14 protein-coding genes are annotated in these 21,765 nt (G+C 72.3%); 8 read left to right on the top strand and 6 right to left on the bottom strand.

All coding sequences use genetic code 11. The annotated features are described in order from the left end of the window. Window positions 1–39: 39 nt before the first annotated feature. Genes ACFPFQ_RS15135 through ACFPFQ_RS15125 form a run of 3 tightly spaced genes read right to left on the bottom strand, consistent with a single transcriptional unit; the run spans window position 40 to window position 4,366 of the window. Window positions 40–1,068 carry a glycosyltransferase family 2 protein gene (locus tag ACFPFQ_RS15135; protein ID WP_379619079.1) on the bottom strand — a complete coding sequence of 343 codons (1,029 nt, stop codon included), beginning with the start codon at window positions 1,066–1,068 and terminating at the stop codon, window positions 40–42. Continuing rightward, window positions 1,065–2,330: a hypothetical protein gene (locus tag ACFPFQ_RS15130; RefSeq protein WP_379619077.1), complete on the bottom strand. Its 1,266-nt coding sequence runs from the start codon at window positions 2,328–2,330 to the stop codon at window positions 1,065–1,067. The genes ACFPFQ_RS15135 and ACFPFQ_RS15130 overlap by 4 nt, the downstream gene beginning before the upstream one ends. After that, a complete protein-coding gene (locus tag ACFPFQ_RS15125) occupies window positions 2,327–4,366 on the bottom strand; it encodes a DUF6541 family protein (protein ID WP_379619075.1) in 2,040 nt (679 codons plus the stop codon). Before ACFPFQ_RS15125 ends, ACFPFQ_RS15130 begins: the two co-directional genes overlap by 4 nt. A gap of 130 nt (window positions 4,367–4,496) precedes the next feature. On the opposite strand from ACFPFQ_RS15125, the gene glf reads away from it, so the two are divergent. The 6 genes from glf to ACFPFQ_RS15095 all read left to right on the top strand — a co-directional run bounded on the left by glf (window position 4,497) and on the right by ACFPFQ_RS15095 (window position 13,263). Continuing rightward, a complete protein-coding gene (gene glf / locus ACFPFQ_RS15120; protein WP_379619073.1) occupies window positions 4,497–5,696 on the top strand; it encodes a UDP-galactopyranose mutase in 1,200 nt (399 codons plus the stop codon). Window positions 5,697–5,751: 55 nt separating this feature from the next. Further along, the gene (locus ACFPFQ_RS15115) at window positions 5,752–7,461 is read left to right on the top strand and encodes a hypothetical protein (protein ID WP_379619071.1); all 1,710 of its coding nucleotides are present in this window, start codon (window positions 5,752–5,754) and stop codon (window positions 7,459–7,461) included. Between the two features lie 106 nt (window positions 7,462–7,567). Continuing rightward, entirely contained in the window at window positions 7,568–9,592 is a 2,025-nt protein-coding gene (locus ACFPFQ_RS15110) for a glycosyltransferase (RefSeq protein WP_379619069.1), read from the top strand. A 28-nt stretch (window positions 9,593–9,620) separates the two neighbouring features. Further along, complete coding sequence (gene rfbB / locus ACFPFQ_RS15105; RefSeq protein WP_379619067.1) at window positions 9,621–10,604, top strand: dTDP-glucose 4,6-dehydratase; 984 nt, start codon at window positions 9,621–9,623, stop codon at window positions 10,602–10,604. A gap of 5 nt (window positions 10,605–10,609) precedes the next feature. Beyond that, window positions 10,610–11,212: a dTDP-4-dehydrorhamnose 3,5-epimerase family protein gene (locus tag ACFPFQ_RS15100; RefSeq protein ID WP_379619268.1), complete on the top strand. Its 603-nt coding sequence runs from the start codon at window positions 10,610–10,612 to the stop codon at window positions 11,210–11,212. Window positions 11,213–11,262: 50 nt separating this feature from the next. Beyond that, the gene (locus ACFPFQ_RS15095; RefSeq protein ID WP_379619065.1) at window positions 11,263–13,263 is read left to right on the top strand and encodes a hypothetical protein; all 2,001 of its coding nucleotides are present in this window, start codon (window positions 11,263–11,265) and stop codon (window positions 13,261–13,263) included. A gap of 84 nt (window positions 13,264–13,347) precedes the next feature. Here ACFPFQ_RS15095 and ACFPFQ_RS15090 read toward each other — a convergent pair whose 3' ends face one another. The 3 genes from ACFPFQ_RS15090 to ACFPFQ_RS15080 form a co-directional block, all read right to left on the bottom strand. After that, window positions 13,348–14,190: an SDR family oxidoreductase gene (locus ACFPFQ_RS15090; RefSeq protein WP_379619063.1), complete on the bottom strand. Its 843-nt coding sequence runs from the start codon at window positions 14,188–14,190 to the stop codon at window positions 13,348–13,350. After that, a complete protein-coding gene (locus ACFPFQ_RS15085) occupies window positions 14,187–16,121 on the bottom strand; it encodes a glycosyltransferase (RefSeq protein WP_379619061.1) in 1,935 nt (644 codons plus the stop codon). Before ACFPFQ_RS15085 ends, ACFPFQ_RS15090 begins: the two co-directional genes overlap by 4 nt. Window positions 16,122–16,199: 78 nt before the next feature. Continuing rightward, window positions 16,200–19,211 carry an arabinosyltransferase domain-containing protein gene (locus tag ACFPFQ_RS15080; RefSeq protein ID WP_379619059.1) on the bottom strand — a complete coding sequence of 1,004 codons (3,012 nt, stop codon included), beginning with the start codon at window positions 19,209–19,211 and terminating at the stop codon, window positions 16,200–16,202. Between the two features lie 254 nt (window positions 19,212–19,465). Here ACFPFQ_RS15080 and ACFPFQ_RS15075 point away from each other — a divergent pair, with 254 nt between their 5' ends. Further along, window positions 19,466–20,113: a nitroreductase family protein gene (locus ACFPFQ_RS15075; protein WP_379619057.1), complete on the top strand. Its 648-nt coding sequence runs from the start codon at window positions 19,466–19,468 to the stop codon at window positions 20,111–20,113. A gap of 176 nt (window positions 20,114–20,289) precedes the next feature. Continuing rightward, window positions 20,290–21,759, top strand: coding sequence for an acyltransferase family protein (locus ACFPFQ_RS15070; protein ID WP_379619055.1), 1,470 nt, complete (start codon window positions 20,290–20,292; stop codon window positions 21,757–21,759). The last annotated feature ends 6 nt before the right edge of the window (window positions 21,760–21,765 follow it).

Raw genomic sequence — 21,765 nt, 5'->3', positions numbered from 1 at the left:
GGACGACCCCGGCGGCCCGTGATCGGTTGGGGTGGGAGGTCAGATCAGCCGGCGACCCACGGCCCAGTAGATCCGGAACGCCAGGTTCGCCACGGGCGTCAGCGGTCCGAAGGCCTGCCGGTCGAACGACGTGGTGAGCCGGCTCATCCAGACGGCGTCGGGCTCGGTCCGCTCCGCCTGCAACTGGTGGCGCCGCTGCCGGATGTGGCCCAGGTTGCGCCAGAACCACACCCAGCCCCTGGCCTTCTGCGGGCCCCACCCGCTGACCAGCGCGTAGGCCGCCAGCATCAGCTCGATGAGCAGCAGCATCGGGGCCAGCACCACCAGCGCACGGGTGCTCCACAGCGTGCTGACGAGCATCAGCCGGTTGCGCTCCAGCAGGTACATCTTGTGCGCGTTGCGCGAGAACTCGTAGTGGTGCAGCGCCAGCGCCGTGGGCACGCAGCGTGCGGCGAGGCCGCGGCCCCACGCGCGCAGGCTCATCTCGGTGTCCTCGAGGTAGGCGAAGTACTCCTCGTCGAAGCCGCCCAGCTCGGTCCACACCGCGCGGCGCATCAGCACGCACGCGCCGCTGGCGCCGGTGACGTCGAACGGCTCCGTGCGAGTCTCGGGCTGGTTCATCTCGCCCGCCCACGACAGGCCGACCAGGTGCACCGGGTTGCCTGCGCTGTTGAGCAGGTAGGGCGGCTCGGCGAGCCGGATGCTGGCCATGACGGGCCCGACCTCGGGGCGCCGGGCCTCGGCCACCAGCTGGGCCAGCGTGTCGGACTGCAGCACGCAGTCGGAGTTGACGAGCGCCACGAACTCGGTGTCCAGCTCCGCCACACCGAGGTTGCAGCCGCCGGCGAAGCCGGTGTTCGTGCCGGGCCGCAGCAGCGTGATGCGGTCGTCGGCGGGCACCGCGGCGATGTCGTCGGGGGTGCAGCCGTTGTCGATCAGCACCAGCCGGACGTCGACGTCGGCCGCGGTGAGCACGGACTTCACGCACTCGACGAGGTAGGGCTCGTCCTTCCACGCGAGTACGACGACACCGACGGTGGGCCGGGGGGTGGCGGGGGGAGGGGTCACGAGCGGGCTCCGGTCGTCGGGATGCGGCGGCGGGCGAGGTCGAGCACGACGAGTACGACGGCGGCCCCCACGAGCTGTCCCAGTGTGGCGGCCGTCATCGGCGGGGCGAGCGCCAGCCCCACCGCGAGCAGCACCAGCAGGCCGCTGATCCAGGCCAGTGCGACGCCGGACTGGCGGCGCGCGGCCACCAGGTGGGTCTGCCCGATCTGGGCGGCCGCGCCGATCACGGTGGACGCGGCGAGCGCCAGCAGCACCCACGGATCCGGGATGACGGTGGCGGCGAGGACGACGCGCGCCAGCGTCGGCACGAGCACGACGGCGAGCACCAGCCACACCGCGCCGCCGGCCAGCAGCAACAGCCCGAGCCTGCGGGTGGTGCGCCGGACCGCGGCGGTGTCGCCGGTGTCGACCATGGCGGTGATGGCCGGCAGCAGCAGGGCCTGGACGGACGGGAAGAGCAGCACGGGTGCCCGCAGGATCACCGCCACGGCGAAGAAGCCCGTTGCCGCGGCGGAGGCCTCCCCGAGCCGGGCGTTGACGATGACCGGGGCGAGGTTCCAGGCCCCCTGCCCGGCCATCAGCAGCGCCGCCGACCAGAGCAGCTCGGGCAGGCTGTTGCGCGGAGCGATCGGGCCCACATCGGTGGGCAGCGCAGCGGTGACGCGGGGGGAGCGCAGGAGGAGCACGAGCGTGCCCACGACCGGCGACAGTGCGAAGACCGCGATCCACGCCGTGGCCGACCGGACGTCGGTCAGCGTCAGCACGGCCGCCGTGCCGATCCCGACCACGGCCTCGAGCCAGAACGTGGCGGCGTAGCGCCCGTACTGCTGCGTGCCGGCCAGCGGCCCGCGCACCAGGTAGGACGCCGCCATCGTGACCGACCCGACGGCCAGCAACGCGATCGCCGAACCGCTGGAGCCCACGACGGCGGCCAGCAGCGGCGCCGACGCCCCGACCAGCACGATGGCACCCGCGAGCAGGATCCCGGTGTGGCGCAGCGCGTCGACCCTGGCCTGCCGCACGTCCCCGCCGGTGGCGGCGGCCGACGCGACGGCACGGGTGGTCTCCAGCTCTACGGCGGCGAACAGGCCGCGGCCCACGGTGTTGATGAGCAGGTAGTAGGAGCTGACGGCGGCGATGCCGGTGCCCAGCTCGCGGGCGGCGAGTGCGAGGACCAGGTAGTTGGAGGCGGCGACGGCGATCTGGCTGCTCGCCACCTGCGCGGCGACTCCGGCAGTGCGCACCTTGGTCATCCGATTCATCCGGCCGCACCTGACTGGTCGTCGTTCGGGTTCTGCCGCTGCGGCGCCCCAGCGGGGTCGGCCGGGGTGCCCTGGATCGCGTACAGGATGACGTCCGGGTTGTGGTAGACGACGTGCAGGAAGTCGGCCCGGTCCAGCCCGGTGAGTCCGGGCTGGCGGTGCGTGCCCATCCGCAGGAAGCCCTGGTTGATCATCACGTACTGGATGCCAAGCGCGCGGACGGCGTTGCGCACGGCCGGATCGGTGTCGTAGTCGCGGAACCGCTGGGCGAGCAGCACCGCGTCCGGGCCGATGCGTGCAGCGTCGTAGTGGCCGGCGACAGGTCGCAGCCCGGTGAGCGCGTACATCCACGCCGACCCGTCACCGCGGTCGTTGAGCACGCGCGCGCCCGCGGGGACGAATGCCGCCGCGGCGCGCATTCCGGCCAGCTCCGTGTGCGACACCGCGGGGCCGTCACCGACGTTGCTCGTCATCCGGAACTGGTCCTGGCCGATGTAGAACGCGCGGGTCGCCAGCCCGAAGAAGGCGAGCACCACCAGCGCCGCCGCCACGGCGGACATGGTGGGGGCCGACCGGGGGAGCCGGATGCGGGTCAGCAGTGCGCTCCCGGCGGCGCGCAGCACGCGGTAGGACTGGTCGACGCCGTGACCGACGATCACGGCCATCGGCAGCGCGGCGAGCGCGACGAGGCGCCACCGGTCGTTCCACCACAACCCGGTCACCGCCTTGACCCACGGCGCGTCCGACGCGGCGGTGATCACGAACAGGAAGCCGAAGATCGCGGCGGAGATCGCGACCCAGCGCAGCGCACCCAGCTTGCGGAAGAAGACGAGGCCGATCAGCAGTGCGAGGGCCAGCCCCCACTGCGGTGGTCCGGCGTGCCCGTAGAGCAGCAGCGTGCCGAACGCGTCGGTGACGGTCAGATCGGCCGGCCAGCTGATCGTCTCGAGGCTGCTCGCGCTGGTCAGCGTGCCGGCGATCTCGAGCACCGCCATGACGATCGCCGCCACGCCCGCCACCACCAGCACCGGGAGGTCGTGCAGGAGCGTCCGCGGCTGCGTGCACCAGCGCCACCCGACGTAGGGCAGCGCGAGCAGGACGGCGCTGATCAGCACGGCGGGGTGGATGCAGAGCAGTCCCGCGGCACCCAGCGCCAGCAGCAGCGTGGGGCGCAGCAGCGTGCGCAGACCGCGCGCGTCGAAGACGTCGCGCAGCAGGATCACGGCGATCGGGATGAGCGCCACGCCGGTGGCGAAGGGCAGCAGCGGCCCGCGCCACAGCAGGTCGTAGAAGGAACTGGTGGCCGCGACGGACACGGCGGCCGCACCGGCCAGCACGGGCGACCCGCCGAAGCGGTGGATCATCCCGGCCAGCGAGAAGCCGATCAGGCCGGGGATCAGCACGGTGTGGGCGTTGAGGATGGTGGGGATGTCGGCACCCGTGACCTCGCCCACTGCGGCGGCCAGCAGGTGGTAGGCGTTGGGGTAGAAGACGGAGATGCCGTTCTCGTACCAGTTGACCTTGGCCATGGCGAACAGGCCACCGTCACCGGTGTCCATGATCAGCCGGATGCCGTTGGCGTGGAAGACGGCGTCCCAGTCCTGGGGCAGCGCTGACAGCGACGTGATGCCGCCCAGTATGGCCACGATGCCGATCCCGAAGGCGGCCAGCAACGCGATCCCGACGCCGGTGGAGGCGTAGCTGCTCCAGCGGGCGCCCGCCGGTACCTCGTCCGGGTCGTCGGGCTCGACGGCGGTCGGGCGGCGGCGCAGCAGGAGCAGCCGCACCCCCAGCACCACGGCCGTGACCAGCAGCGCGCCGACCGCGAACGACAGCGCCGACCAGCGCAGCCCGACCTTGGCGTACAGCGGCCCGGCGAGCCCGACCAGCGCGTAGGTGAACAGCGGGGCCGTGGTGGCCAGCCGCCACCGGCGCAGGCCGGCCGCGGCGGCCAGCGCCGCACCGGGCACCCAGATCGCCGCTGCGTACGTACCGATCACCGTGACATCGGTGAGCGATACGTCGGGCAGTCTCATGTCGTGCGTCCCCCGGCGCTGCTGTGGCGCATCAGTCGTGGGCGTCCCGTCGTCCGACGGAAACTCGCTTGCGAGCATATCCAGCGGGGGCTTTCGGCCTCGTGAAGCCGCGCCGCTACCCTCGGTGCCCGTGAGTGATACCGCATTCGACCTCGTCGTCGTCGGCTCGGGCTTCTTCGGCCTCACCATCGCCGAGCGCGCAGCCACCGAGCTGGACAAGCGCGTGCTGGTGGTCGAGCGGCGCTCCCACATCGGCGGCAACGCCTACTCCGAGGCCGAGCCGGAGACCGGCATCGAGATCCACCGGTACGGCGCCCACCTCTTCCACACGTCGAACAAGCGGGTCTGGGAGTACGTCAACCGCTTCACCGCGTTCACCGGCTACCAGCACCGCGTGTTCGCGCGCGCAGGCGAGCAGGTCTACGCGTTCCCGATGAACCTGGCGCTGATCAACCAGTTCTTCGGCAGGTCCCACACCCCCGACGAGGCGCGCGCGCTGATCGCCGAGCAGTCGGCCGAGTTCGACACCAAGGACGCGAAGAACCTCGAAGAGAAGGCGATCTCGCTGATCGGGCGCCCGCTCTACGAGGCCTTCATCCGCGGCTACAACGTCAAGCAGTGGCAGACCGATCCCACCGAGCTCGACCCGTCGATCATCACCCGGCTGCCGGTCCGCTACACGTTCGACAACCGCTACTTCAACGACACGTACGAGGGCCTGCCCGTCGACGGGTACACCGCGTGGCTCGAGAAGATGGCCGATCACCCCAACATCGAGGTGCGGCTCGACACCGACTACTTCGACATGCGCGCGGAGATCCCGGCCGGCACCCCCACGGTGTACACCGGTCCGCTGGACCGCTACTTCGACAACTCCGAGGGCGCCCTGTCCTGGCGCACCCTGGACTTCGAGCAGGAAGTGCTCACCGACACCGGTGACTTCCAGGGCACCTCGGTCATGAACTACAACGACGCCGACGTGCCCTACACCCGGATCCACGAGTTCCGGCACTTCCACCCCGAGCGGGACTACTACCCCAAGGACAAGACGGTCATCGTGCGCGAGTTCTCGCGCTTCGCCGGGCCGGGCGACGAGCCGTACTACCCGGTCAACACCCCCGAGAACCGCACCAAGCTCACCCGCTACCGCGAGCTGGCCCGCAAGGAGGCCGCCAACGCCAACGTGCTGTTCGGCGGCAGGCTGGGCACCTACAAGTACCTCGACATGCACATGGCCATCGGCTCCGCGCTGACGATGTTCGACAACCGCATCACGCCCTACTTCACCGAGGGCAAGGCACTCGCGGGCACCGAGAGCGCGGAGGACTGACCCCGGCGCGGTGGGCTGTCGGGCGCGGGATGCCCGCCTGCCAGACTTCCGAGCCATGCAGGACACCCTCGACGCCCCCGTGACGGCTCCGGACGTGATCCCCGCGCCGCCGCGGCGGAACCTGCGGTGGCTGTGGGCGATCCCGGCCGTGCTGATCCCCACCGCGCTGTTCGGCCTGCACGCGCTCGCCTACGGTCGCTGGCTCGTCGACGACTCCGCCATCACGTTCGCCTACGCGCGCTCGGTGGCCATCGGCGCCGGTCCGTCGCTCATGCCCGGCCTGCCGCACGTGGAGGGCTACTCCAACCCGGCGTGGCTAGGCCTGCTGGTGCTCGGCCGCTGGCTGGGGCTGTTCGACCACGGCGCCTGGTTCGGGATGCCCGATTACGTGGCCTTCCCCAAGACGCTCGCGCTGGTGCTCGTCGCGGGGGCCTTCACCGGCTTCCACGCCATCGCCGCGGCGATCTCGCGCCGTCCCGCGATCGTCACGGTGGTCGCCGGCAGCATCGCCGCGGCGATCCCGTCGTTCGTGATCTGGTGCGTGTCGGGCCTGGAGAACTCGCTGCTGGTGTTCGCCGTCGTGACGCTCGCCGCGGTGCTGGTCCGGGCGAACGCCCGCGGCGCGCTCGCCACCGCCTGGCCCGCGATCTGGTGCGGGCTGCTCGCCGCGCTGGCCGCCCTGACGCGCCCGGAGGGTCTCATCTACGCGGGGGCGTTCCCGATCGCCCTGCTGATCTTCGTGCAGCGGCGGCGGTGGTTCGCTCTGATCGGGCCCGCCGTGGTCTCGGTCGTCGCGTTCGCCGTGCCGTTCGGCTGCTACCTCCTGTTCCGCTGGGAGACGTTCCACCAGTTGCTGCCCACCACGGCCGTCGCGAAGTCACAGGGCCTGCCGACGGTGGCGGGTTTCGCGAAGGTCAGCGAGCTCGTCTCGTACGCGGGCTGGCTGGCCGTGCTGGCCGGCGCCGTGCTCGTCGGGGCCGCTGTGGTGCGCAACTCCCCGGTGCGTGACGGCGTGCTGCTCCTGCTGGTGCCGCTGGGACTGGCGCTCACCGCGTTCGGCGTGCTCGTGCCGGACTGGATGGAGCAGTACCGCTTCGCGACGCCCGCGTGGGCGCTCGGTGCGCTGGTGGTGGGCGTGTCGGCCATCGAGGTGCTGGGCGGGCTGCGGCTGCGGGGACGCGTGGTCGTCGGCCTCCTGACGGTGGCGGCCGCGGCGATCTCGTTGAACCTCTTCGTGGTCGACGCCAAGGTCTTCCGCGCCGCGCCCACGGCGCCGATGTGCATGATCGCGCAGAACACGGGCTTCGAGTTCAACGGCTACCTGCAGATACTCGGGCTGCGTTCCGGCACGCTGTTCGCACCCGAGATCGGGGGCGCCGCGCTCACCGGCACCTCGCTGCTCGTCGACGGGGCCGGGCTCGCCGAGCCGCGCATCGCGCAGTACTGGGCGGCCAAGGACTGGGCGGGGGTGCGCGACTACACGCTCGACGAGATCAAGCCCACGTTCATCAAGGCCCACGGCAGCTTCCGCCCGCAGATGGCCTTCGAGACCGATCCGCGCTTCGTCGCCGCGTACACCTACATCGGCCCGACGCCCAACGAGGGCGGCAACTGGGTGCGCACCGACCTCGTCCACGACGAGGCGACGCTGGCCAAGCTGCGCGAATGGGCGCAGCAGTCGCTCGCGGCCGATGCGGTGCTGCGGGCGGCACCGCGGTCCTCCTGTGGCGACCGACTCGTTCCTGGCGCAACATCCTCGTCATGACCCACTGGGCAACCCGGGGGGTACGCGCGGCTACCCTCGACACCCGTGCGTGACGGGCTCGGCCGAGCCTGCGATGCCCGCGACCTCGAGGAAACAGGGACAACGCTTGACCACCACAGCTGACCCGACCCCTGCTCCCGCACCGGCGTCGCAGCCGGCGCCCGTGCAGCCGTCCGAGCTCGGGACCGACAGCCTGCTGCAGCGCGTGATCCTGCCGCGTTCCGGCGATCCGATGTCGGTGCGTTCCCTCTACATGGACGAGCGCACCGGGATCCGGCTCACCACGATGCCGTCGGCTCCCGGCGAGGCCGTGAAGAAGGTCCTCAACCTGGCGGGCTCGGCGATCGGCGCGCGCAGGCTGCAGACCACCTCCCGCACGTCGGCAGTGGTCAGCGAGCAGAGCGAGGTCTCGTTCGGCGCGTACTTCAACGCGTTCGCGGCGAGCTACTGGCGTCGCTGGAGCACGCTGGTCGAGGTGCGCCTGCGCCTCGACGTCGAGGGCGCCGGTCGGGTCGACGTCTACCGCACCAAGGCCGACGGCTCGCACATCTTCGAGTACGGCGAGGTCGTCAGCGGTCCGGGCCGCCGTCAGGTGGAGGTCGTGCTCGACCTGCGCCCGTTCGAGGACGGTGGCTGGTACTGGTTCGACCTCACCACCGACACCGAGTCGCTGACGCTGCACGGCGGCGGCTGGTACGCGCCGGTCCCGGCTCCCGGCCGCGCGGCCGTCGCGATCGGCATGCCCACGTTCAACCGGCCGTCCGACGCCGTGGCCACGCTGACGGCCATCGGGTCCGACCCGATGGTGCTCGACTCCGTCGTCGCCGTGATCGTGCCGGACCAGGGTACGAAGAAGGTGCGCGACGAGCCGGGCTACGAGGCCGCGGCGGCCCGGCTCGGCAGCAAGCTGCGCATCATCGACCAGCCCAACCTCGGTGGCTCCGGTGGCTACGCGCGGATCATGTACGAGGCGCTCGAGAACACCGAGTGCGAGCAGATCCTCTACATGGACGACGACATCCTGATCGAGCCCGACTCGATCCTGCGTGCCACGGCGTTCTCCCGCTTCTCCCGCACGCCGATGCTCGTCGGCGGGCAGATGCTGTCGCTGCAGGCGCGCTCGCAGCTGTCCACGATGGGCGAGGTCGTCGACCGCAACGCCTTCCTGTGGCGCAACGCCCCGGGCACCGAGCCGCACCACGACCTGGCCGACCGCACGCTGCGCCAGACGCCGTGGCTGCACCGCCGCACCGACGTCGACTACAACGCGTGGTGGATGTGCATGATCCCGCGGGTGGTCGCCGAGGACATCGGCATGCCGCTGCCGCTGTTCATCAAGTGGGACGACGCCGAGTACGGCCTGCGCGCCAGGGCCAAGGGCTACCGCACGGCCACCGTGCCGGGCATCGCGATCTGGCACATGTCGTTCATGGAGAAGGACGACACGAGCGACTGGCAGGCCTACTTCCACTACCGCAACCGGTACATCGCCGCGGCCCTGCACGGCCCCGACAACCCCCGGGCGCTGCTGCTCGACACCATCAAGCGCACGATGCGCCACCTCATGCTGATGGAGTACTCGGCCGTCGCGCTGCAGGAGATGGCGCTGCGCGACTTCCTCGCAGGTCCCGACGCGCTGTTCGCCAACCTGCCCACCGTGCTCGGCGAGGTCCGCAAGAAGCGTGCGGAGTACGACGACGGGCGGCCGCTGGACTCGGCGACGCAGGTGCCGCTCTCCGAGCTCGACGCGCTGGCGGCGCAGGCGTTCCCGGATCCGCCCACCGGCAAGGTCGCGATCGTCAAGGGGCTCGCGCAGAGCATCGTGCACAACCTGCGGGCGCCGAACCCGGCCCACCACGACGTGCCGCAGCGCAACGTCCCGTCGCGCCAGGCGCAGTGGTTCATCCTGTCCCGACTGGACTCCGCCACCGTCTCCACACCGGACGGTCGCGGCGTCACGTTCCGCCGCCGCGACCCGGCACTGTTCCGGGCGATGTTCGGGCGCTCGCTGTCGCAGCTGCGCGAGATCGGCAGGCAGTGGCCCGAGCTGCGGCGTCGTTATCGGGAAGCCGCTCCGGAGCTCACCAGCCGGGAGGCCTGGAACAAGCAGGTCTTCGACCGGCCGTCCTAGGTCTCGTCCGAATCGGAAGGAGAGCCCGGTGCGGGTTCTGGTCACCGGCGGTGCCGGGTTCATCGGCTCGGCCTACGTCCGGTCGGTGCTCTCGGGGAAGTACCCGGCCTTCGCCGACGCCGAGGTCGTGGTGTTCGACCTGCTCACCTACGCGGGTTCGATGACGAACCTGGCGCCGGTCGCGGAGTCGGAGCGCCTGCGCTTCGTCCACGGCGACATCCGCGACGCCGCGGCCGTCACCGCCGTGATGGCCGGCGTCGACTCGGTGGTGCACTTCGCGGCCGAGTCGCACGTCGACCGCTCCATCGCGGGGGCGAGCGACTTCGTCACCACCAACGTCGTGGGCACGCAGGTGCTGCTGCAGGCGGCGCTGGAGGCGGGTGTCGGCCGGTTCGTGCACGTGTCCACCGACGAGGTGTACGGCTCCATCGACAGCGGGGCCTGGACCGAGGAGGAGCCGCTCGCGCCCAACTCGCCCTACTCGGCGTCGAAGGCGGGGTCGGACCTGCTGGCCCGCTCCTACCACCGCACCCACGGCCTCCCGGTGAGCATCACGCGCTGCTCGAACAACTACGGGCCCTACCAGTTCCCCGAGAAGGTCATCCCGCTGTTCGTCAGCAACCTGCTCGACGGGAAGAAGGTGCCGCTCTACGGCGACGGGCGCAACGTCCGCGACTGGCTGCACGTCGACGACCACTGCCGGGGCATCCAACTGGTGGCCGAGAACGGCCGCGCCGGCGAGGTCTACAACATCGGTGGTGGCACCGAGCTGTCCAACCTGGAGCTCACGCACCGGCTGATCGCTGCCGTCGGCGCCGACGAGTCGATGATCGAACCGGTCGCCGACCGCCTCGGTCACGACCGGCGCTACTGCGTCGACTGGAGCAAGATCGCCGGCGAGCTCGGCTACGCCCCGCAGGTCGGCTTCGACGACGGGCTGGCGGCCACCGTGGAGTGGTACACGGAGCACCGGTCGTGGTGGGAGCCGCTCAAGCACGGGAGCAGGGTGTGACGACGATGAAGGCCGTCGAGCTCGGCATCGCCGGGGCCTGGACGTTCGAGCCCGCCGTCTTCCCCGACAGCCGCGGCGCGTTCGCCGCCCCGTTCCAGGGCGCCCCGTTCCGCGAGGCACTGGGGTTCGACCTCACCGTCGCGCAGACGAACCAGAGCATCTCGGCGCGCGGGGTGATCCGCGGCATCCACTACTCCGACGTCCCGCCGGGCCAGGCCAAGTACGTGTACTGCCCGCGCGGCGGGGTGCTCGACGTGATCGTCGACATCCGGGTGGGGTCGCCGACGTTCGGGGAGCACGTCGTGGTCGCGCTCGACGCCGCGTCCTGCCGCGCGGTGTACGTGGCAGAGGGGCTGGGTCACGGGTTCGTCGCGCTGGAGGACGACTCGGTGGTCTCCTACCTGTGCTCCACCCCGTACAACCCGGTGGCCGAGCGGGGTGTCTCGCCCCTCGACCCGGCGCTCGCGCTGCCGTGGCCTGCCGGCATCGAGCCGATCCTCTCGGAGAAGGACGCCCAGGCGCCGACGCTGGCCGCCGCCGGGGCGGCGGGGCTGCTGCCCACCTGGTCGGACTGCACCGAGCACTACGCGGCGTTGCTGTCGCGATGATCTGCGAGCCACGATGACCTGCGAGCCACGATGACCGGCGGAGCGCGGTAGTGGCGGCGCCCGTGCGGGTGCGGCCGGCGCCGGGCATCCGCGTGCCGCCGCCGTCCCGGATCGCGGAGCGGGTCGTGCGCGGCGCCCTGTTCGGGGTGCTCGCCGGTGGGCTGGTGTTCGTCGGACGGCTGTCCGGGGTGCTCGACGGTTTCGCCGGGCTGGCCGTCGCCGTGCTGCTGGTACTGCTCGTGCCGATGTCGCGCGAGCTGTCGCGGCGGGTACTGCTCGGGGGTGCGCTGGTACTGGGCTGGACCCAGGTCGGCTGGTGGTGGGCGCTGCCCGTCGGCTCGCTCGGACGGGTCACGCTCGCGCTGACCGTGCTCGCCGCGGCGTTGGGCGCCTGGGTGGGTGCCGGTGCCCGACCGGCCGGGCGGGCGCGCCTGCTCCTGCCCCGGGTGCGCCTGGTTGACCTGCTGGTGCCCGGGAGCGCCGGATTCGGTGCGGTGGTGCTCCTGCCGTGGCTGCAGGGCCGTTCGGCCATGCCGACGCTCGGGCTGCTGATGACCGGCTGGGACCACTCGGCCCACTTCAGCATGGTCCACATGATCCGCACCTACGGCGTCACGGTCGACGCGCTGCCGCCGCCGCCCGGTGGAACGTGGCAGTTCGCCACCTATCCCCAGGGCTACCACACCGTCGTCGCGTCGATCATGGAGCTGCTCGCCGGGCCGCGGGTCGGCTCGATCGAGGCCGAGCTCGTCGGGTACACGCAGGCCATCGCGCTCCTGCTGATCGTGCTGGTCGCCGTGCTGGTGTCCGGGTTCTGCGCGCTGCCGGCGCTGCGTTCACGGCCGGCGATCGTGGCGCCGGTCGCGGCGTTCGCCGCCGCCGTCATCTACCTCGGGCCGGGCGCGCCCGCGATCCAGGGCGGGTTCGGCAACTTCGTGTTCGCCTGCGTGCTGGTGGTGGTGCTGGCGCTGATCGCCGTCCCGCTCGCCAGGATCTGCACGCCGTTGCACCTCGCCGCGATGGGTGGCGCCGTCATCGGCGTCGCCAGCGGGTGGGTGCTGCTGCTCGCGCTGGCCGGTCCCGCGGTGCTGGTGGTGCTGCTGCCGCTGCGGCGGTCGCGGTGGCGCGCGTCGTGGCCACGGACGGTCGGTTCGGTGCTGGTCGTCGCGGCCGTGCTCGGCGGCCTGCTGCGGATCGCCGCGGTGGTGCTGCGGGTGCAGGCCGCCGATCCGTTGCTGCTCACCGGTGGCATCGTCCGGCCCGGCATCGGCTGGGTCGCGGTGTCCGTGCTGGCCACGCTCGGCGCGTGCGTGCTGATGATCCGGCGCGGCTCCGGCAGCGCCGCGCGGATCGCGGCGCTGGGTCTCGTGCCGCTTGTCGGCGCGGCCACGGCCGTGGTGCTCGCGCTCATGCAGGTGCGGGCCAGCGGCACGATCACCTACTACGGCGTGAAGTTCATGACCGGGCTCGTGGTCGTGCTCCTGCCGCTGCTCATGGTGCCGGTCGCGGTCGCCGTGGCCGAACGCCTGCGGGGCCGCTCGGCGTCCGGGTTCGTCGCGGGCGGGCGCCGGTTCGTCGGGGCGGCCTGCCTCGCGCTGGCCGCCACCCAGATCTTCGGGCTCGCCGCGCCCGATCGCACCGCCATCGGGCTGCCGTCGGAGGCCCCGGGAGCCAGCAACCGGGCAGCGCAGCTCCGGGTGCTCGACCAGCCGCAGGCACCCGCCGACCTCGTCGAGCGGGTGGTGCACCGCCCGGCAGGCACCCCGGCCGAGCACGTCTTCTTCCTCGACGTGCCCTCGGACCGCCACGTCGACCCGCTGGTCACGACGCAGTGGTACTTCGCGCTGACCGACTCGTGGACCTACGAGGACAACACGCTCGCCGGCCGCTACCAGCTCACCGATCCCACGCCAGAGACGTTGACGAACGCGGTGCGCGGGATACTGGCGGCGCGGCCGGACACGTTCGTCGCGCTGCGGTCCGAGGAGGTCGGGCCGCTGCGGTTGCGCCTCGACGACCCCGCTCTCGGGGCCCGCGTCATCGGCATCTGACCGCGCCAACCGGTTGGCCACCGCGCCGACGTCTCGACATCGGCGCCGTGGCCACGGGGTTGGCGCCGTCGCGATCGGCGCGGGTCAGCGGGACGCGACGTACGCGGCGAGGCTCTCGTGCCAGTCCGGCAGCGCGACGCCCGCCGCGGCGGCCTTCCCCACGTTCAGCACGCTGTTGAGCGGGCGGCGCGCGGCCTCCGGCCTGCCCGCGAAGTACTCGGCCGTGGTGGTGTCGGAGACGTCGGCGGGGGAGCGGCCGGCGAGTGCGAACGTGGCGCGGGCGACGTCGGCCCAGGACGCCGGCTCGCCGGTGTTGGTGACGTTGTAGGTGCCGAACGGCGCACCGCTGCCCACCAGGGCGACGACCCCGCGCGCGAGGTCGTCGGCGAACGTGGGCCGCCCGATCTGGTCGGCGACCACGGTGGGCGACACGCCCTTCGCCGCGAGCCCCAGCATCGTGGCCACGAAGTTGGCGCCGCTGCCGACCACCCAGGTGGTGCGCACGACGTAGTGCCGCTCGACCATCGAGACGGCCAGGTCACCGGCGGCCTTCGTGGCGCCGTACGCGCTCAGCGGAGCGATCGGGTCGTCCTCGGTCCACGCGGCCACCGACGCGCCGTCGTGGACGTACTCGGTGGAGAAGTGGACCAGCGTGGCCCCGGCGGCATCGGCAGCGCGGGCCAGCAGGCCGGGCGCGATCGCGTTGGCCCGCCAGGCTTCGGCACGGCCTGCCGGGGTCTCGGCACGGTCGACGGCCGTGTACGCGGCGGCATTGACGATCACGTCGGCGCCGCCGAAGTCGGCCGCGGCGACGGCAGCGGGATCGGTGACATCGAGCTCGGCGCGCGTCAGCGCACGGGCGTCGGGCAGCAGCGCGGCCAGGCTCGCACCGACCTGCCCGCCCGCGCCCAGCACGACCACCTTCACTTCGGCTGCTCGTCCACGCCGTAGAGCCGTGCCCAGTTGGCGCGGCTGGTGAGGCGGCCCATCTCGTCGCGGTACTGCTGGGCCACACCCGGGCCCTCGTTCACGAACCGGCGCAGCGTGCGCATCCCGCGCTTGGTGAGCTCCAGCGCGAGTGCCCGGTCGCGGGTGCGCACCCGGTAGCCCTGCTCGGACATGTCGGCGACCACGGCGCGCTCGAACGTGGAGACGTGCCACCAATGGGCATCACCGGCGGGGACGAACCCGGTGCGGTGCGGAGCGCGGTTGGTGGCCAGGTAGGCGGCCCGCTTGAGCCAGGTCAGGCCCTCGTTGCCGGGCTTGTTGGCCGCGCGCACCACCTGCAGCTCGCGGAAGTCCTCCGTCGACGACGCCATCGGGTGCATCACGGTCTCGGGGTAGTCGGCGCGGATCCGGCGGATCGTCGCGGCCGCGTCGGCCGAGCCGTCCTCGAGGATCCCGGGGCCGTCGAGGAAGTCCTCCACCGCCGTGAGCAGCGTGACGGCCAGGCCGTAGTGCATCGCGACGACGTACCGTCCGAGCAGCTTCCCGAGCCGCTTGGTGATGCGCCGGACCGAGAACTCGGTGTGCAGCGCCGCGGTGATCAGCCCATTGCGCATGTTGAAGTACCGGTGCCACTCGTCCCAGTCCTTCCACCCGAAGTCGGCGTGCCAGACACCGGCGCCGGGCAGCGCGACCGTCGGGAAGCCGTGGGCGCGGGCCCGGTAGGAGAACTCGACGTCGTCCCACTGGAAGAACAGCGGCAGCGGGTAGCCGATCCGCCGGACGATCTCGGCCGGGATCAGGCACGACCACCAGCCGTTGTACTCGGTGTCGACGCGCCGCTCCTGGTTGATCGGCAGCTCCCGCTCGTCGACGCCCAGCAGGTTGGCGTCGTGCAGCGCGCCCGGCACGGGCAGGCCGACCTTGAGCAGTTCGATGTCGGCGTACTCGGCGGAGATGTGCAGCTGGCCGGGGTGCAGCAGGTTGAGCATCTGCCCACCGACGATCGTCGGGTGCGTGGTGCACGCGGCGAAGGCGGTGAGCCGGATGAGGATCTCCGGCTCCAGCAGCACGTCGTCGTCCATCAACAGCACGTCGGCGTGCCCCGCGGCATCGCCCGCGGTGGCGTCGAAGATCCCGCGGGTGAAGCCGCCCGCCCCGCCGAGGTTGGGCTGGCGCAGGTAGCGCAGCCGGGATCCGAGCGCCTCGGCCGTCGCTGCGAACCAGGGGCGCGACTCGACCGCCTCGGTGCCCTGGTCGACGACGTGCACGCGCGCGACGGTCTGCAGCGCCTCGGGGTCGTCGGCGAGCGCCTGCATCGTGTTGAGGCAGTCGTCCACGCGGTTGAAGGTGCAGATGACCACCTCGGTGCGCGGCAGCGCGCGCGGCGCCACGACGTTCCAGCGGACGTCGGCGACGGCGAGCTCACCGACCTCGGTGGAGATCTCCAGCCACATCCCCCCGCCGTCGAGGAAGCGGTCGATGCGGCCCCGGAGCCGGACGGTCTCGCCGGCACCGTCGCGGATGTCCTGCGCGGCCACGATGCGCCACACCTTGTTGGTGTCCGAAGCCATCAGCCGGATGCGGCCGGTGCCGGTGGCGACCGCCTCGACCTCCACCTCGTCGACGGTGGTCCAGCGCTGCCAGTAGGTGGCGTGGAACCGGCCGAAGTAGCTGTTGGTGCTGACGCGCGAGTTCGGCATCAGCTCGACGCGGGTGCGCTCGCGGCGAGCGCCACCCATCTCGACGCGCGAGTACAGGTTCTCCGGGACGACCGGGGACGGTCCGAAGAACAGGCCGCGCTGGGCGAGCAGCGGAGTGGGGCCGGTGCCGTTCGCCGTCGGCAGGCCGGCGTGCTCCGCCGCAGGGGGCGGGCCGGCCGGCGTTTCCGTGCTGTCGGGTGTGCGGAGCATCGAGGCGGCCGTCCTCCGGTCGGGTTCGTGGAGCTGCGTCCATTCTGCGGGCACGGTGCTCACCAGCGGGCCACGGGGTCAGCCTGGCGGATCAAGACCGGGTACCCGGGCGTGGCCGTCGGCGTGCGTGCCGGCGACGCTGTGAACTGTGACGACGGGCTGCAGCTCGGTCATGTCCGTGACCGGCACCCACCGGATGAGCTGCGCGGCGTCGCGCACCGGGTCACCGCTGAGGTACGTGGCCATGCGCTGCTCGGTGACCAGTAGCCGTGGTGCGGCGAAGGGACCCCCGAAGCCCGGCGCGTAGGTGATGCCGGCGCTGGGGTCCTCCTGGGGAGGGGCGACGCGCCACTGCGCGAGCCCGGCCGTGCCCAGCGTGATCGGCTCCGGCTGCAGGCACGGGAAGGCGAACGCCACGGGCCAGTCCAGGATCGCGGGCGTGCCGGGCGGCAGCACGTCGGTCATCGGGGTGAGCCGGGGCACGCGGGGCAGCGACACCAGTGCGGGCGAGCCGGGTCCGGCCGTCGGCGCGTCCACCGCCAGGCGGACGCTGTCGGCTCCCGCGGGCGCCATCAGTCGGACGTCGCGCGGGTCCGCGGCCGCCACGGTCACCGGCGTGCGCGCCAGCACCCTGTCGCCGGTGCCGAACTCGACGGCGAGGACATCGCCGGAGCGGGTGGCGCCCGAGGTGGTGACGACCACCGGGAGCGTGCCGTCGCGCTGGGCGGGATCGAGCTCGAACCACGCGGTGTCCGACGTGCCGGCCACCGCGATTCCCGGCAGGGTCCGACTCCCGATGTCGACGGGCCGCTCCAGCAGGCGCGTGCCGGTACCGGGCCGGGACGGGAGCAGGCCCGCGGCCGGGTCGGTCTCGACCGACAGCTCTCGCTGCAGCCCGCAGGGGTTGCCGCCCAGCGTCGCGACCGCGTCCGAGGCCAGCGTGTAGGTGTTGCGGTGGGTGATCGCGATGCGGGCGAACGTGCCCAGCTGCAGCGCCAGCACCAGTATCAGCAGCAGCGCGACGAGCGGGCCCGGAGCGGGCACCACCCGTGGCACGGGGACCGCCGTGGCACCACCGGAGCGCAGCCAGGCGGCCCGGCCGAGCAGCACCAGCACCACCGCGAGGCCGGCGACCACGGCGATGGTGGCCACCGGCGTGCCGGCGAGCCGCGCGACCCCGGTGCTGAACGTCGGGGTGAACCAGTTGGAGACATACGGCCAGGTGTTCTGCCCGGCGAGCACGAGCGCGCCGACGCCGGTGACGGCGGCGAGCCCCGCGACGTGGCGCCGCGGCCGGTCCCGCAGTGGCGTGGCGGCGAAGGTGATCATCCCGAGTGCGAGGACGGCGGCGCCGTACCCGGCGAGGTCGCCGAAGTGCTGCGTCCACTTCGTCGGGGTCGCGGTCATGACGGCGACCATCAGCAGCAGGCCGAGCACGAGCCGCCGCGCCGGCCCGGTGGCGATGCCGGCCCGGACCTTGCGCAGCGTCCACAGGACGCCTGCCGCCGCGAGCAGCGTCAGCAGGACCGCAGCCCGCCTGCCGATCGCGCCCTGGAAGGAGGACTCCAGCAACGTCGAGTAGCGCAGGTACTCCTGGTACCACTCGGCGCCGCCGCCGATCAGCGCGCGCACCCGGGTGGCCTCCAGCATCGAGGCCAGGCTCTGGTCGGACACCATGAGGAACACGGCGGCGGCGGGGGCGGCGACCAGCGCGGCGATCAGCGCCGCGAGGTTCAGGTCGGTGCGGGCCCGCAGCATGCGCAGCAGCGGCAGCGCCGCGGCGAACACCGGCACGAACGCCATCAGCCCGCCGGGCGTCACGGCCGTCGTGACGCCCGCGAGCAGGAGCCCGACGATCAGCGGCACCACCCGGCGGGTGGCCAGCGCCCGCTCGACGGCGACGAAGACGGCCAGCGCACCCACGGTGACCCAGGGCTCCGGCCGCAACCCGAGGTTCAGCGGCACCCACCAGGTGGCGAACGCCATGGCGAGCAGCCACGGGGCCGCGCGCCGGGCCCGGCCTGCGGTGAAGCGGCCGAGCCGGGGCAGCACGAGCCGGGCGAGCATTCCCCAGCACAGCAGCCCGAGCAGGGTGGACGGCAGCCGCATCCAGAGCGTCGACGGCGAGATGAGCGACCACAGGTAGTACAGCTCGTCGAACCAGCTGAACGGGGCTTCCGGGGCATTGAGCCATCGGTAGACGTTGCCGACGAAGCCGTTGCTGCCGCGGCTGCGGACGATGCCCGCGATGTAGCCGTCGTCCACCGTGACGGCGCCGATCACCCACCAGCCGAGGAGCACGAGCGCGACAGCACCGTCGACCGGGCGGGGCCGCCACCAGCGGCGGGGCAGCAGCCGGACCGGGGCCGTCACCCTGCGGTCGACGCGGCGCAGCGCGACGAGCATGCCGAGCAGCGCGAGCACCCCGACGGCGGCGATCGCGAGCTTGAGCGGCGAGATCGTGGTCTGGAAGCGCGTGTCGGTGGTGAGGGCGAGCGACACCCCGCCCGTCTCGTCGGTGAACGCGCCCGCGACGTCGGGGCGCATGTCGCCGTCATGGTGCAGCACCTCCGCGCCGTCCACGAGCACGGTGGTGCGGGCCGGATCGGACTGGACCGTGACCACGCAACTGTCGTTCGGCAGCGTGACGGTGCCGAGGTCCAGGCCGGCGCTCGCGATGTGCAGGTGCGTGCCCGTGGTGGTGATCCGCAGCCCGGCCAGCGGCTGCGCGGCCGGGTCCGGGCGCGGTGGAACGGTGGTCAGCAGGACGCGTTCGGCACTGCTCGGCGGGCCGCCGGGCTCATCACCCGCGAGCGCGACCGCGCAGCCGACCGTGGCCGTCAGCTCCACCGGCTGGTACGGCATCAGGGGGATGGCGGCGGGGCCCTGCGCGGCCGTCCAGTTGTAGCGGACGATCGGCTGCTCCACCGGTGCGAACGGGAACAGCACGGCGGCGACCACGGCGATCAGGCCGAGCACCCACACCCAGCGGCGGGGATCGCGGGCGGTGGGCCGGATCGGACCAGGACCGGCGGGCTCCTGCGGTGCGTCCGGCTCGGGCGGGGGGACCGACCGCGCAGGGGAGAGCACCGCGCCACCATAGTGAACCGGATCGGGGGACCTGCCGGGCCTCCCGCGACGTCAGCAGGGTGGCCCCCTGACGTCCGGTGACCGGCCCTCGGCACCGCGCCAACCCAGTGGCCTCGGCGCCGATGTCGGGACGTCGGCGCGGTGGCCAACCGGTTGGCGCGGTGGGTTGGGCGGGGCGAGTGGCCCCCTGCGCGCCGCGCGCGATCCACGGGCGGCGATTCCGGCGGCCACCGGGCGCGGGGCATGATCGAGGTATGACGACGCTGCCGCTCAGCCCCGATGAACTGCTCAGCACCACCCGCTCGGTACGCAAGCGCCTCGACCTCGACCGCGAGGTGCCGATCGAGCTGATCCGCGAGACGCTCGAGGTGGCCCTGCAGGCCCCGACCGGGAGCAACCAGCAGGGCTGGCAGTGGCTCGTGATCACCGACGCCGAGCTGCGCGCGAAGATCGGCGAGTACTACAAGGAGTCGTTCGACGCCTACTACTACTCGGAGACCCGGCAGGCCCGCAACGCCGAGGGCACCGCGGAGCGCCAGGCGACGCAGGCGCGCATCGGTGCGTCGTCGCTCTACCTCTCGGAGAACATGGGCCGGGTGCCGGTGCACGTCATCGCCTGCATCACGGCCGCGGAGGAGCTGCCGGCGAGCAACCAGGCCGGGCTGTGGGGATCACTGCTCCCGGCGGCGTGGAGCTTCCAGCTCGCCGCGCGCGCCCGTGGACTCGGTTCGGCGTGGACCACACTGCACCTGAAGTACGAGAAGGAGATCTCCGAGCTGCTCGGGATCCCGCCGCACGTGCGCCAGGGCGTGCTGCTGCCCACCGCCTACTTCACCGGTGAGACGTTCAAGCCCGCGCCCCGCGAGCCGATCGACACCGTGCTGCATCTCGACCGCTGGTAACGACAAGCATGTAGTTGCCCCCCGTGTCCAATCGGTAGCGGCATTCGGCGGGTCCACGGCCGTTTCGACCCCGATCGGCCGAAGATCGAGTGAGCAGAACGTGACGGATCATGGCGAACCGGTACGTTCCGAGTGTCACTCGCACCGCTGGTGAAGAGCCGGTCGTTGCCTCCATCGTGACGATCGCACGCCCGCAGACCACTCCTTCCGGCACTCAAGCCGCCACCTCCGGCGAGTTCCGGGGTCTCACCGGGTTGCGGATCGTCGCTGCGGCGTGGGTGGTGCTGTTCCACTTCCACTTCACGCCGTTGCCGTGGGTTGCCGAGGTGACCAGCGCTCTGGGGCCGCTGGTCACCTCCGGTGCCCTCGGTGTCGACCTGTTCTTCGTGCTGAGCGGGTTCGTCATCGCCCACACCTATCTCGACCGGCTCGGCCCGGCGCTGCGGGTACGCGCCGCCGCCCGCTTCGTCTGGGCCCGGGCCGCGCGCATCTGGCCCGCCTACGCAGTGGTCTTCAACCTGTTCGGGATGTGGCTGGTCGCCCGGCTGCTGCTGGGTTCCGAGAAGAACGTGGCCTTCCAGTCCGTCCAGCCCGAGTTCAGCGTCAAGGCCTGGGTCGAGCAGTTGTTCATGGTGCAGCTGTGGGACAAGCCGTTCTTCGACGGCGCGTCCTGGGTCGGCGCCACCTGGTCGATCAGCGCCGAATGGCTGGCGTACCTGCTGTTCCCGGTTGCGGCGCTGCTGTTCTTCCGGCTCCGCAGGCTGCCGGTCGGCGTGCTGCTGCTGGGTGCCGTTGCGCTCATGGCGCCGATCGCCTGGTCGTACCTGAGCACCGGCAACCCGTACTACGAGTGGAGCTGGCTGATCCGCATCCTGTGCGGGTTCGGGGCCGGCGTGCTGGTCCAGCTGGCCGTCCGCAAGCTGCGGTGGACGTCGGACCTGCGCAGACGCGCCTCCGTTGCCGCCGTGGCGATCCCGCTGCTGATCGCTGCCGGGCTCGTGCTCGGTGAGTTCGCGGGAGAGGGGCGTGGCGGGGTCGTCATCCTGCTGTTCCCGCTGCTCGTGGGCGCTCTCGCCCTCGCCGACCGCGGGCCGGCGATGCTGCTCTCGATGCCCTGGGCCGTGGCCGGTGGCCGGCTGTCCTACAGCCTCTACCTCGTCCACATCCCGATGTTCGAGATGTACTGGTGGGCACTGCGCCGCTTCGCCTGGTTCGGCACGCACACGATGATGGCCCACCTGCTCGGCCTGGCCGTGCTCCTCTCGACGATCGGTGTGGCCGCAGTGCTCCACCGCATGGTCGAGGAGCCCGCGCAGACCGCACTGCGGCAGGTCCACCTGCCGCGCTTCCACCGCTCCGCGCCGGTCACCGTGTCGCCGCCGGAGCCGCGCAGCGCTGCCGACGCGATGACCCCCGCCGCGATGACTGCTGCCGCGTCGGCAGCCGACCCGGTGGCAGCCGTGCACGCGCATCGTGCGGAGCTCCTCACCGAGCCCCGCCACGCCGTGTCAGCACAGCGCCGATCCACCCTCGCCTCGGTGCTGGTCAACGCGCAGCGCCGACGCCCGACGCACCGCGCCGACCTGATGGCCGACCTCGAACGTGCCGAGTACGTGCGTGCCGGATACCTGCACGCAGGAAGCTGAGCTGGG

The organism is Pseudonocardia sp. GCM10023141, from assembly GCF_042653605.1.
This window is presented reverse-complemented; position numbering and strand designations above follow the sequence as displayed.